The sequence below is a fragment of the Mesorhizobium sp. M0772 genome, assembly GCF_040320135.1.
GTDB lineage: Bacteria > Pseudomonadota > Alphaproteobacteria > Rhizobiales > Rhizobiaceae > Mesorhizobium.
In genome coordinates this window covers 1-11,308 of record NZ_JAMYPB010000091.1, presented here as the reverse complement: position 1 = coordinate 11,308, position 11,308 = coordinate 1, and the positions used below count along the sequence as shown (strand labels likewise).

The 11,308-nt window shown below is 63.9% G+C and carries 14 protein-coding genes; 9 read left to right on the top strand and 5 right to left on the bottom strand.

Features of this window, described 5'->3' with window-relative positions; genetic code table 11:
* The first annotated feature begins 158 nt into the window (after positions 1 to 158).
* From ssuD to NKI06_RS30280, 3 genes are read left to right on the top strand one after another with little or no spacing between them, the layout of a single operon-like run.
* Positions 159 to 1,328: an FMNH2-dependent alkanesulfonate monooxygenase gene (gene ssuD / locus NKI06_RS30290; RefSeq protein WP_352987890.1), complete on the top strand. Its 1,170-nt coding sequence runs from the start codon at positions 159 to 161 to the stop codon at positions 1,326 to 1,328.
* The gene (locus NKI06_RS30285; RefSeq protein ID WP_023834543.1) at positions 1,325 to 2,101 is read left to right on the top strand and encodes an ABC transporter permease subunit; all 777 of its coding nucleotides are present in this window, start codon (positions 1,325 to 1,327) and stop codon (positions 2,099 to 2,101) included. Before ssuD ends, NKI06_RS30285 begins: the two co-directional genes overlap by 4 nt.
* 7 nt (positions 2,102 to 2,108) lie before the next feature.
* The gene (locus tag NKI06_RS30280) at positions 2,109 to 2,912 is read left to right on the top strand and encodes an ATP-binding cassette domain-containing protein (RefSeq protein WP_352987889.1); all 804 of its coding nucleotides are present in this window, start codon (positions 2,109 to 2,111) and stop codon (positions 2,910 to 2,912) included.
* Positions 2,913 to 3,233: 321 nt separating this feature from the next.
* Here NKI06_RS30280 and NKI06_RS30275 read toward each other — a convergent pair whose 3' ends face one another.
* Positions 3,234 to 3,419 (bottom strand): hypothetical protein, encoded by a 186-nt coding sequence (locus NKI06_RS30275; protein WP_023702438.1) that lies wholly within the window; start codon positions 3,417 to 3,419, stop codon positions 3,234 to 3,236.
* 310 nt (positions 3,420 to 3,729) lie between these two features.
* On the opposite strand from NKI06_RS30275, the gene NKI06_RS30270 reads away from it, so the two are divergent.
* The 4 genes from NKI06_RS30270 (at position 3,730) to NKI06_RS30255 (ending at position 6,900) form a co-directional block, all read left to right on the top strand.
* On the top strand, positions 3,730 to 4,089 hold the full coding sequence (locus NKI06_RS30270; RefSeq protein WP_023672096.1) for a septal ring lytic transglycosylase RlpA family protein: 360 nt from the start codon (positions 3,730 to 3,732) through the stop codon (positions 4,087 to 4,089).
* Positions 4,090 to 4,340: 251 nt separating this feature from the next.
* Complete coding sequence (locus NKI06_RS30265; protein ID WP_023742011.1) at positions 4,341 to 5,618, top strand: polyhydroxyalkanoate depolymerase; 1,278 nt, start codon at positions 4,341 to 4,343, stop codon at positions 5,616 to 5,618.
* Between the two features lie 192 nt (positions 5,619 to 5,810).
* Complete coding sequence (locus NKI06_RS30260) at positions 5,811 to 6,428, top strand: transglutaminase-like cysteine peptidase (protein WP_023698094.1); 618 nt, start codon at positions 5,811 to 5,813, stop codon at positions 6,426 to 6,428.
* A gap of 265 nt (positions 6,429 to 6,693) precedes the next feature.
* Positions 6,694 to 6,900 carry a hypothetical protein gene (locus NKI06_RS30255; RefSeq protein WP_023672099.1) on the top strand — a complete coding sequence of 69 codons (207 nt, stop codon included), beginning with the start codon at positions 6,694 to 6,696 and terminating at the stop codon, positions 6,898 to 6,900.
* 95 nt (positions 6,901 to 6,995) lie between these two features.
* On the opposite strand, the gene NKI06_RS30250 is transcribed toward NKI06_RS30255, so the two are convergent.
* The 4 genes from NKI06_RS30250 to NKI06_RS30235 all read right to left on the bottom strand — a co-directional run bounded on the left by NKI06_RS30250 (position 6,996) and on the right by NKI06_RS30235 (position 9,763).
* A complete protein-coding gene (locus tag NKI06_RS30250; RefSeq protein ID WP_023672100.1) occupies positions 6,996 to 7,364 on the bottom strand; it encodes a helix-turn-helix domain-containing protein in 369 nt (122 codons plus the stop codon).
* Complete coding sequence (locus NKI06_RS30245; protein WP_352987888.1) at positions 7,364 to 7,882, bottom strand: Smr/MutS family protein; 519 nt, start codon at positions 7,880 to 7,882, stop codon at positions 7,364 to 7,366. The genes NKI06_RS30250 and NKI06_RS30245 overlap by 1 nt, the downstream gene beginning before the upstream one ends.
* A complete protein-coding gene (gene mltA, locus NKI06_RS30240; RefSeq protein WP_352910228.1) occupies positions 7,879 to 8,979 on the bottom strand; it encodes a murein transglycosylase A in 1,101 nt (366 codons plus the stop codon). Before mltA ends, NKI06_RS30245 begins: the two co-directional genes overlap by 4 nt.
* 79 nt (positions 8,980 to 9,058) lie before the next feature.
* The gene (locus tag NKI06_RS30235; protein WP_023672103.1) at positions 9,059 to 9,763 is read right to left on the bottom strand and encodes a Tim44/TimA family putative adaptor protein; all 705 of its coding nucleotides are present in this window, start codon (positions 9,761 to 9,763) and stop codon (positions 9,059 to 9,061) included.
* A 196-nt stretch (positions 9,764 to 9,959) separates the two neighbouring features.
* On the opposite strand from NKI06_RS30235, the gene NKI06_RS30230 reads away from it, so the two are divergent.
* Together NKI06_RS30230 and secB are read left to right on the top strand one after the other, a co-directional pair.
* On the top strand, positions 9,960 to 10,460 hold the full coding sequence (locus NKI06_RS30230; RefSeq protein ID WP_023692921.1) for an FxsA family protein: 501 nt from the start codon (positions 9,960 to 9,962) through the stop codon (positions 10,458 to 10,460).
* Positions 10,461 to 10,599: 139 nt separating this feature from the next.
* Positions 10,600 to 11,100 (top strand): protein-export chaperone SecB, encoded by a 501-nt coding sequence (gene secB / locus NKI06_RS30225; protein ID WP_023672105.1) that lies wholly within the window; start codon positions 10,600 to 10,602, stop codon positions 11,098 to 11,100.
* Positions 11,101 to 11,308 lie beyond the last annotated feature (208 nt).

Sequence of the window (11,308 nt, the reverse complement as noted above, 5' to 3'; positions counted from 1 at the left end):
CCCCCAACCCGTCCCCGTCCAACACCCCCCCCCTCCCCCCCACCGCGCGGCCCAGCCCCCCCCCGGGGGCCCCCCCCCGGGCCATTTCAACTTCGTGGGGGGCCCCCGGGCCCAAACCCCCGGCCGCCTTTGCCGTTTCAAGCTTCAGGGATTTCGCCATGACCGCTTCATCAAGCCCGCAAGCCGGCCCGCTCGATTTCTTCTGGTTCATCCCGACGCATGGCGACGGCTCCTATCTCGGCTCCGAACAGCAGCAGCGGCCGCCGGAGTTCGCTTACTTCAAGGAGATCGCACAGGCCGTCGACCGGCTCGGCTTTCCCGGCGTGCTTTTGCCGACCGGGCAGAATTGCGAGGATTCCTGGATCACCGCCTCCGGCCTTGCAGCGCTGACGGAAAAGCTCAAATTCCTGGTGGCGCTACGGCCCGGCGTGACGTTGCCCACCTTCGCGGCGCGCCAGACGGCGGCGCTCGACCGGCTGAGCAATGGCCGCCTGCTGCTCAATGTCGTGGTCGGCGGCAACCCGACCGAGCTTGCCGGCGATGGCGTGTTCCTGCCGCATGATGAGCGCTATGCGCAGGCGCAAGAGTTCCTGACCATCTGGCGCGCCCTGGTGTCGGGCGAGAGCGTCAACTTCAACGGCAAATATTACCGCGTCGACAATGGCCGCCTTGACCTTCTGCCGCAACAGGACCGGCCGCCGCTCTATTTCGGCGGCTCGTCCGATGCCGGCCAGGAGCTCGCCGCCGATCTCGTCGATATGTACCTGACCTGGGGCGAGCCGCCGGCGCAGGTGGCGGAAAAACTCAGCGCGGCGCGCAAAAAGGCTGAACGGCGCGGCCGCAAACTGCGTTTCGGCATCAGGCTTCATTTCATCGTGCGCGAGACCGAGGAAGAGGCCTGGCGCGCCGCCGACCGGCTGATCAGCCATGTCACCGATGCCCAGATCGAAAATGCCCAGGCCCGCTTCACCAGGGAGATGGACTCTGTGGGACAGCGGCGCATGGCCGAACTGCATGGCGGCCGCCGCGACAGGCTGGTGGTTTCGCCCAATCTGTGGGCCGGCGTCGGCCTGGTGCGCGGCGGCGCCGGCACCGCGCTGGTCGGCTCGCCGGAGCAGATCGTCGAGCGCATCCGCGAATATCAGGCGATCGGCATCGACACCATCATCGGCTCCGGCTACCCGCATCTCGAGGAAGCTTACCGCGTCGCCGAGCTTCTGTTCCCGCGTCTCGGCCTGGGCACCAGGCGGGCACGGGCGCATGAGAACATCGCCAATGAATTCGCCGTCGGCTTCCACGGCGCCAACCGCCTTCAGGCGTCGTCATGAGCCTGGCTCAACGGGTCAAACAGAACGGCATCGGCTGGCTGCTGCCGGCGTTGGTCATAATTGGCTGGGAAGCCGCCAGCCGCGCCGGCGTGATGCCGGCCAATGTGCTGCCGGCGCCGAGCGCGGTGGCCGAGGCCTTCTGGCGGCTGACGCTGTCGGGCGAGCTGATACAGAACATCGGCGTCAGCACGCTGCGCGCGCTGGCCGGCTTTGCCATCGGCGGCTCGATCGGCTTTGCACTCGGCCTTGCCAACGGGCTGTCGGCGCTCAGCCGCGGCCTGACCGACACGACGCTGCAGATGATCCGCAACATCCCGCATCTGGCGCTGATCCCGCTGGTCATCCTGTGGTTCGGCATCGACGAGGAAGCAAAACTGTTCCTGGTGGCGCTCGGCGTGTTCTTCCCGATCTACGTCAACACGCTGCTCGGCATCCAGAGCGTCGACCCGCAGCTGGTCGAGATGGGCAGGGTCTACGGCATGGACCGCCGCGCGTTGTTTTTTCAGGTGATCCTGCCCGGCGCGCTGCCGGCGATCTTCGTCGGCCTGCGCTATGCCTTAGGCATCATGTGGCTGACGCTGATCGTTGCCGAAACCATCTCGGCCAGTTCCGGCCTCGGCTATATGGCCATGCAGGCACGCGAATTCCTGCTGATCGATGTGGTCGTGCTGTCGATCCTGATCTATGCGCTGCTCGGCAAGCTTGCCGACAGCTTCGCCCGCCTGCTCGAGCGGCTGTCGCTCGGCTGGCATCCCGCCTTCCAGAACGCCTGAGGGTTCGATGCCAACCGCCAGCCTGACCGCCATCCGTTCCTTCGTCGCCGCGCCGGAACCGTCACGGCCGGAGGAGGCCGTCGAAAGGCAGCGCGCCTTTGCCTTCAAAGGCGTGGAAAAGCGCTTTGGCGACAAGGTCGTGCTCGACGGCATCGATCTCGATGTGCCCGTCGGACAGTTTGTGGCCGTCATCGGCAAGAGCGGCTGCGGCAAGAGCACGCTTTTGCGGCTGCTGGCCGGGCTCGACCGGGCGACGGCAGGGTCGCTGACATTCGGGCCGGAAGCCAAGGCCGGCGCCGGCGAAGAGAGCCGCTTCATGTTCCAGGAGCCGCGGCTGTTGCCCTGGGCCAGCGTGGTGAAAAACGTCGAGGTCGGGCTGACCGGGCTTGCCACCGGTGCGGAAGCCAGGCGGCGCGCGCTCGCCATCCTGGGGGAAGTCGGCCTCGCCGACCGCGCCGACGAATGGCCCTCGGTGCTGTCGGGCGGCCAGAAGCAGCGCGTGGCGCTGGCGCGTGCACTGATCGGACAGCCAAAGATTCTGGCGCTCGACGAGCCGCTCGGCGCACTCGATGCGCTGACCCGCATCGAAATGCAGCAGCTTCTGGGACGCATCTGGCTGGAGCAAAAATTCACCGCCGTGCTGGTCACGCATGACGTCGCCGAGGCGGTTGCGCTCGCCGACCGGGTGGTGGTGATCGACGAGGGCCGCATCGCGCTCGATCTCGACGTGTCGGTGGCGCGGCCGCGCCGGCGCGGTTCGGTCGAGCTTGCCAGGCTGGAGGGCAGGATTCTGGATCAGCTGTTCGGGTAGTGCTGTCGCGGGCAGGGCATTCTATCCGAACCGGATAGATAGGTAACAGAATGGACCGGCAATATGGGGTGGCTGTTTTCTTGCTCGCCGGGTTGGCCCTGTTTGCGACTGCGGGTTTGACCAGCGCCTTCCCCCACTCCGTCACCGCTTCGCGGCGCCACCTCTCCCCCCTCCGGAGGGAGAGGAAGGGAGCCAGCCCGCATAAGTTCGCGCCCTTGCATAGGCTCGCGCCTTTCCTCTCCCCCGTCGATCGGGGGAGAGGTGTCGAGCGAAGCTCGACGGAGTGGGAGTCGATCTGTGGCGGTCGACTTTCGTCGCAACTCACCCCCGCGAACGGCTCGCCCATACCAGCCCGGCGAAACCGACCAGCATGGTCACGATACCGATATAGAGCCATTGCGACTGGCCGGTCATGAAGCTGCCGCCGACCACGCCAATGCCTTGCAGCGACCACAGCGCGCCGATGGCCAGTACGATCAGAGCCAGCAGATATTTGAACAGTCTCATCGTTGGAATCCCTTTTCAAAGTCGATCGTCAACTGCGCCATGACCGTGATGACAGAGCGAAAGGACGGCGCCCAATCGCGCTCTCTTCTACTTGTACTATAACGTCCTGCCTTGCTCACGGAATCTGTGAAACAGCTCGCAATATCGCCGGCGATACGGCCGCGCCACACGAAAGATGCCTGACAAACTGTTTCCCAGCGACTCCAAACGTGTGCCGGTGCCACGGAACTGCCCGATGCTTGCCGCATTTCCCGCCTTATTCGGCACTTAACGGCTGGGGTCTGTCGAAAACGGAGCCAATCCCCCCAACATGAAGAAAACAAACCAGACCGCGCTTGTCGCGGTAACGATCGCGGCTGGCCTAATGGTCGGTGCATCCGCCTCCTCCGCCGCTGGCCAGTGCGGCCGCGCCTCCTGGTACGCACTGCATTCCAGGACCGCCAATGGCGAACGCATGAACCCGTCGGCGCTGACCGCCGCGCACCGCAGCCTGCCTTTCGGCACCAAGTTGAAAGTGACCAACCAGAATAATGGCCGCAGCGTCATCGTGCGCATCAACGACCGCGGCCCGTTCATCAAAGGGCGCGTGCTCGATCTGTCCAAGGGCGCCGCCGGCCAACTCGGCTTCATCGGCTCGGGCCATACCTCGGTGTGCATGGCGCGCGTCTAGATCTGTCCAAGTCCGGCCCGCTCGGGCCGGACGCATCCTGCCCCGTTGTCCAACAGCCTTGCATTTTGCAGTGCACATTGACCCGCTGCACCCGCCCAACGCGGTTTCTCAAGGCCTTGGACGAAAGATTGGCATATGTCACGCCACGTGACGTATTGCATCGCAGCAATATCTTGTTAACCTCCGCGCGAGACATTCAAGGCTCGGCGCTGTCCGTCGTCCCTTCGGTCACGGCAGCTGCGGAGTACCTGATGTTCTACCAGCTCTATGAAATGAACCATGCCGCCCTGCAGCCCGCGCGGCTTTATGCCGATGCGGTGCGGCTGTTCTACACCAACCCGCTCAACCCGTTTTCGCATACGCCGTGGGGCCGCTCGGTCGCCGCCACCGCCGAACTGTTCGAGCGCACGACGCGCCGCTACAGCAAGCCGCATTTCGGCCTGAGCAAGACCGTGGTCGACTGGAAGAGCGTCGAGGTCAGCGAAAAGACGGTGTGGTCGAAGCCGTTCTGCAATCTTACCCGCTTCGAGCGGTCGGTGCCCGCCGGGCGAAAGGCCGACCCCAAGCTTCTCATCGTGGCGCCGATGTCGGGCCATTATGCGACGCTGCTGCGCGGCACGGTCGAGGCGATGCTTCCCTATGCCGACGTGCACATCACCAACTGGGTCGATGCCCGGATGGTGCCGGTGACCGACGGCCATTTCGACCTCGACGATTATATCGACTACATCATCGACATGCTGCATGCGCTGGGGCCGGACACCCATGTGATGGCGGTGTGCCAGCCTTCGGTGCCGGTGCTGGCGGCGGTGGCGCTGATGGAAAAGCGCGGCGATCCCTTCGTGCCCTCGACCATGACGTTGATGGGCGGGCCGATCGACACCCGCCGCAATCCGACCGCGGTCAATCTTCTGGCCAAGGAAAAGGGCATCGACTGGTTCCGCGACAACGTCATCATGCACGCGCCCTGGCCGGTGCCGGGCTTCGGCCGCGAAGTCTATCCGGGCTTCCTCCAGTTGTCGGGCTTCATGAGCATGAACCTCGACCGGCACATCACCGCCCACAAGGACTTCTTCATGCACCTGGTCAAGCATGACGGCGACAATGCCGAGAAGCACCGCGATTTCTACGACGAATATCTGGCGGTGATGGACCTGACGGCGGAATTCTATCTGCAGACCGTCGACACGGTGTTCGTGCGCCATGCGCTGCCCAAGGGCGAGATGACGCATCGCGGCGAGGTTGTCGACACCAAGGCGATCCGCAATGTCGCGCTGTTCACGGTCGAAGGCGAGAACGACGACATTTCCGGTCTCGGCCAGACCCAGGCCGCCCACGATCTCTGCCCCAACATCCCGGCTGACCGGCATGCGCATTACATGCAGCCGGCCGTCGGCCATTACGGCGTCTTCAACGGGTCGCGATTCCGCTCGGAAATCGTGCCGCGCATCGTCGATTTCATCACAAGCTACGGCCGCCAAACACGCGTAGCGGTGAAACCCAAGCTGGTCCGCTCCGCCAAAGGCTGAGGCTCGATCCGGCTGCAGCGTGCATTGCCCGCAAAAGCGGGGCGATTTTGCGCGCCACAGGCGTTCTGTTGCACAATAGACGCTGTTGGGCGGGCGCGGGTAACCATGCCGAAGAATCTGGCTCCCCCGATAATTGACACGGAGTGTAAATCCCCTTTAACCTTTCGTTAAGAACAAGGGCGAACGGGGACAATGACTTCCTCACCGATGGCACGGACGCTGCGCTTGTGGGCGGCAGCAGGGCTGGCGATCTCTGCGTGCTGGGCAGTGCCGGCACTTGCAGGCGGCGCCATGGCGACGGGCGGCATGACCTCGCAGCCGATCGGCCACTATGATTTCTGTAAAACCCAGCCCGGCGAATGCTCGATCCGGCCGAGCAACCTCAACCCCGCCGCGATGACCGACGCCTTCATGCGCAAGCTGATCAACGTGACGTCAAGGGTCAACGCCGCCGTCAAGCCGATGAGCGACTACGACATCTATGGCAAGGACGAGGTCTGGGCCTATCCCGACAAGGGCGTCGGCGATTGCGAAGACTATGTGCTGGAAAAGCGCCGCCTGCTCTCGCGCTCTGGCGTGTCGCTGGCCGATCTCTTGATCACCGTCGTGCGCAAGCCGGACGGCGAAGGCCATGCCGTGCTGACCGTGCGCACCGACAGGGGCGACTACGTCCTCGACAATCTGACCGACAAGGTGAAGATCTGGGACGCCACCGGCTATCGCTTCCTCAAGCGGCAGGCCATCGACAACACCGGCCGCTGGGTCTCGATCCGCGGCGGCCAGCAGGTACTGGTCGGCGCGGTTCAGTAAGGACACGACGCTTTCGAACGAGCGGGATATCGGCCCGCGCGCCATCTTCAGGATGAGTCAGCGCTGCCCTCATCAACGCTGCGGAATAGGTGCCGGCGCAGCGGCTATCTCCCTTCCCCCGTCACTACGGGGAGAAGGTGCCGGCAGGCGGATGAGGGCAGCGCTGCCCTCGAAATCTTATCTCTCGAAACGCCTCCTCAAAAAATTTCGCTACCTGCGTGAACCAAACCGTCTCCAGCGGCGACACACACCATGGAGACTTCAAATGACTGCTTTCCTGCGTAATGCTTTCCTCGCCGCCATCGCGGTATCGTCCCTGGCCGGATCCGCTATGGCCGACCAGACCGGCTGCGCCAAGAACAACCAGTGGGGCAATCGCTGTTGCGATCTCACCTCGGACTGCCTGGGTGGCGGTCGCGGCGGCGATCATGACAGCACTGGCGGCCGTGGCGGCCAGGCCGGCGCGAAGTAATCTCGCTATATGCCCGCTGGCTAACGGCCGGCGGGCATCGCCTTCAGGATGAAATGCCGGCGCTATTGATGAGCATTCGTGGCCTTGGCGCCGCCCTACTTACGCCGCTCCAGTGCCGCCCGGATCGAGCCGGTGATGCGGGCAAGCTCGGCTTCGTCCAGCTTCTCGATGTTTTCGGCCAACAGATTGGCCAACTCGGTGGCGGCAGGACTGAGGCCGGACGTATCGAGTCTCACCCGCGGATGTGAGGCCTCGGCCAGACGCGCCAGCTCTTCGGCATCGTCCCAGATGACGTTGAAATAGCCGATGATCTTCTGGATCAGCGTCCAGGTCGGCGCGCCGCGGCGGCCATGTTCCAGCGCCGACAGATAGGCGGCGCTGACTCCGATCGCCTGCGCCATGTCCTTCTGGCGCAAGCCGCGCTCGGCTCGAAGCGCCCGCAGTTTTTCGCCGAACGGCGTCATCAGCGGGTTCGCCTGAGTCGAACGTAGAGCGCGCCCGAACCGCCGTGGTTGCGGGCGGCGTGATCGTGGCTGGAGACCAGCGGCCGGAAGGCAGGCGTCGACAGCCAGGCAGGCACGGCGCGCCGCAAGACGCCGTCGCCGCCCGACGACGACCCTTTTCCCGTAATGACGAGGACATAGCGGATGCCGCCGGCATGGGCCCGGTGCAGGAACGAAAACAGCAGCGAATAGGCCTCGTCCTGGGTCATGCCATGCAGATCGACGCGGCCTTCGATCGGCAGCCGGCCCTTCTTCAGCTTGTCCAATGTCGGCTCGTCCAGCGCGTGCGATACATGCTGCGCCTTCGGCTTGGCGGCGAGGACCGGACCGACAGCGACCGGCGTCTGTGCCGGCCTAGGGTCTACGACGATGTCGGGAATCTCGACCGCGGTCCGGCCCTTCAGCGGTCGGGCGGTACGCGCCACCAGGTTCCACAGCACCCGATCGTCTTCGTTGAGTTTATCGGGGCGCCTGCTCATCGATTCGATTCCGAAACGAGAGCGCGTGGAACCAAGGCATAGAAATCGGCCGCATTGCGAACGACGCCGGCGATCTCGCCGGCCGCATCGCCGGAGCCGGCGAACAGATCGCCCCGCGCCGGCCCGATGATGGCCGAGCCGGTGTCCTGCGCAATCATCAGCCGCCGGAACGGTTTTCCGTCGAAGGCGGTCAGCGACGGAGCGTCGATGTAGAAGGGGGTACCGAATGTGTGCAGCAGCCGGTCGACCGCGAGCGAACGGCCCGGCGTCAACGGCACCTTGGCGGCGGCGATTGGACCGGATGCGGCATCGTCGACATCGGCTTCGCGAAAGAAGATGTAGGAGCGGTTCTGCCAGAGGATCTCGTCGACGCGATCCGGATGCGCCCTGAACCAGGCGCGGATAGACTGCATCGTCACTTTTTCCAGTGGGATTTCGCCGAGTTCGGCGAGAATCTTCCCCGGACCGCTGAAACGTTGGCCGGATTTGGCGGCGTAGGTGACGCGGCAAAGCCGGCCGTCGGTCATCTTCAGCCTGGCCGCACCTTGCACATGGATGAAGAAGACGTCGACCTTGTCGGCAAGCCAGGCGATTTCCAGGCCTTGGCCGGCCAGCGCGCCTCTCTCGATCTCACTGCGGTCGAAATACTCCACCAGGCCCTGCGGCGTATCGCGGGCGAAGGCGAGATAGTCGTCCATCCCTCGAGGACGGTTGGCATCATCGATGTCGACGAGATCGGAAGGCCGCGCCAGTAGCGGCACCGTGAATTCATCCGTGCGCACTGGTGAAGCCTCGGCCTCGGGCTCGTAGAAGCCGGTGACCAGGCCGGGGTTTTCGGATCGAATCTGGACTGGGGCGAAATGGCGCTCGAAAAAACCCTTGGCCGCCGACCGATTCGCCGGCGAAACGGTGCGCGCCTCGTCATAAGCGCCGGCAAACGCGTCGAACCGGACGCCCAACGAACCGGTGCGGTAGGGCTTGTTCAGGACATGAAAGGCCGAACGGCGGAAGGCTTCGAAAGCGGGCAGATGGTCATCGGAATTCCAACCGGGAAGATCATCGAAGGACTTTTCCACGAAAAGCGGCGAGAGCGACACCTCAGCCTCGCCACTGCCGATGTTTGCCTGCATGTCGCTATCCCAAAAAAGCTGCCCGCACCGGGCGACATGCATAGGCTCAGTCTTCTTCCTCGGTGGCGACCAGCTTCCAGTTCGGATCGCGCGAGCGTGTGTCGCGGGCGAAGGTCCAGACATCCTTGACCTCGGCCACCGTCTCGGGATCGCCATCGATGACGGCACCCGCCTTGTCGCGGGTCGCCGAAATCAGTTCGCTCACGATGCGCAACGTGATGTGGGCCTCGCCGCCCTTCATCTCGGCCGAGACGATGTCGGCCTTGTCGATGCCGACGAAGGAGGACTGGATCTTTTCGGCTTTCGCCTCGCGGTCGCCAATCGCGGCAACGAAGCCGTCAAAAACCTCGCGCGACAACAGGTTCTTCAGCGTTTTTCGGTCGCCATCGGCATACGCCATGACGATCATCTCATAAGCCATCTTGGCGCCGTCGACGAAGACTTTTGGGTCGAAGGAGGGATCATTGTCCTTGATCGCGCGCAGGCCCTTGTTGAGGTCGGTGTCGGGCTTGGCGAAGGCATCGATGGCCGCGTAGGTCTCGGCAGCCGTCTCGCCCGGCATGCGCTTGCGCGGCAGCGAAACCACATTTTCGGGCTTCTGGGTCGCGTCCTTCTCGGTGCGGCTGGCCGTGTAGGGATCGAAGGGCGGGCGCTCGCTGCCCGTGCGGCGGCCAAGCACGTTGCGCAGCTGGAAAAAGATCACCACCGCCGCAATCAGAAAGAAAATGGTGCCGAAGTCGAAGAATCCCATATCTTTCGCCAATCAATCCCTGACCTGGCCGGGACCGCCAGCCAATCGGGCGGCGGTCGCATGGCGTTAAACATGCAAAGCATATAGAACGCATGGCGCAATCATTCAAATCAAAGGCAGGCATACCTATCTAACGGCCTCAGTGCCAGCGGCGATTATGCGCCGCCCGGCAAACATGGAAACGATCGGTCAAGATTTGCGCATTTCCTTCCTTCCTCTGTTCCTGCTTGCGCTGCCGCTGCTGGAAATCGTCGGTTTCGTCATTGTCGGCCGCGAGGTCGGGGCGCTGGCGACGGTCGGTCTGGTGCTGGCTTCAAGCATTGCCGGCGTGCTTCTGCTCCGGCACCAGGGTTTTGGCGTCATGGCGCGGGTCCGCGCCGAGATGGCCGGCGGCGGCGACCCCAGCCGCCAGCTCGCGCATGGCGCCATGATCGTGGTCGCCGCGATCCTGTTGATCATCCCCGGCTTCATCACCGATATTATCGGCCTGCTGCTGTTCCTGCCGCCGGTGCGCGACCTTGCCTGGCGCAGGCTCAAGGGCCGCATCGTCGTCGCGACCGATTTCACCGCCGGCGGTTTTCGCGGCAGGTCGCGTGACAAGGTCATCGACCTCGACGACGGCGACTATTCGCGCGAGGACGATTTCAAGCGCGGTCCCGACCATAACTCGCCGTGGCGCCGCCTGAAGGACGACTGAGCGTCACCTTGCCAACGACTGACTATTGACCCCTTCCGGCCTGAAGGCGGCAAACCTTGTCTTGTCTTGCCGACCATGCTAGCCAACGCCCGATTTCAATTCGGTCAGCGCTGCTGTCCAGGCAAAAGGAACAAGGCTCATGGCCAGCAAAGATGACGCGCCGGTCGGCGCCGCCAACGGCAACGGCGAAACGGCGCAGCCGTCGCTCAACGTGCTTGCCCAGTATGTGAAGGACCTGTCCTTCGAAAGCCCCGGCGCGCCGAACTCGCTGCGCGGCCGCGACAAGGCCCCCGGCATCGCGATCAACGTCAATGTCAATGCCAACCCGCTCTCCGACAAGCAGTTCGACGTCAATCTGACCTTGAACGCCAAGGCGTCCTTCGACCAGGAAGTGCTGTTCAATGTCGAACTGGTCTATGGCGGCGTATTTGCCATCGCCGGCTTCCCGCAGGAGCACATGCTGCCGATCCTGTTCATTGAATGCCCGCGGCTTTTGTTCCCGTTCGCCCGCCAGATCATCGCCGAAGCCACCCGCAATGGCGGCTTCCCGCCCCTGATGCTCGACCCGATCGATTTCGCCCAGATGTTCCAGCAGAAGCTGGCAGAGGACCAGGCGGCATCGAAGGTCAAGGTGAGCTGAAGGCAAGCGTCACGCGCATGAGTTGAAAGCCCGGCTTCGTGCCGGGCTTTTTGTATACTGAGATGCTGGCGGGACAGCACCCCCCTCTGCCTTGCCAGGCATCTCCCCCTCAGGGGCATAGGCGCTAAGATAGCTTTGGCATGGACTGAAACTTGCGCTTTCGTGGTGGTTCGCGCCAGCGATATCGCAAGGCATGGAGATTTTGGCG